The following is a 362-nucleotide window of genomic DNA, read 5'->3' as shown; positions in this document are numbered from 1 at the left end:
CATGCAAGACACCTTGATTGGCGTGGTGGAGCTGGGCTTGCTGGCTGTCCCGGACGCGCAGCACCAGCAGCAGCTCGATGAGCTGCTCGCCCTGTTGGCCAATCACCTGGAAATACACCGCAGGACGTTTCAGCTCCAGGTTGCGTCCACATTACAAGAATTCGTTGAGGTCCCGGTATGAATTATTTTTCCCGTGCGTTGGAGCAATGGCGCCTTTCCCGAAAACTCGCAGCGGGTTTTATTCTGTTGATGCTATTTGCGATTGGTGTGGGGCTGATTAGCCTGCAGGCGCAGCGAAGCCTGATCGACCAAATCAAACAGCTCAACGACAAGGAGTTGTTGGGTGTGTCTGCGGCGCGGGC

General features: G+C 55.8%; 2 protein-coding genes. Both read left to right on the top strand.

Annotation, left to right across the window (positions count from 1 at the left end; genetic code table 11):
• The coding region (locus AC1D1Y_RS26925; RefSeq protein WP_477685029.1) for a hypothetical protein at nucleotides 1-181 on the top strand (181 nt) is incomplete at its 5' end.
• A partial coding sequence (locus AC1D1Y_RS26920) for a hypothetical protein (RefSeq protein ID WP_477685028.1) occupies nucleotides 178-362 on the top strand: 185 nt, incomplete at its 3' end. The genes AC1D1Y_RS26925 and AC1D1Y_RS26920, both read left to right, overlap by 4 nt.

The sequence above is a fragment of the Polaromonas sp. P1_G1 genome, assembly GCF_056405595.1.
Note: the sequence above shows the minus strand (reverse complement) of the source record. Positions and strands in the feature narration are given on the sequence as shown.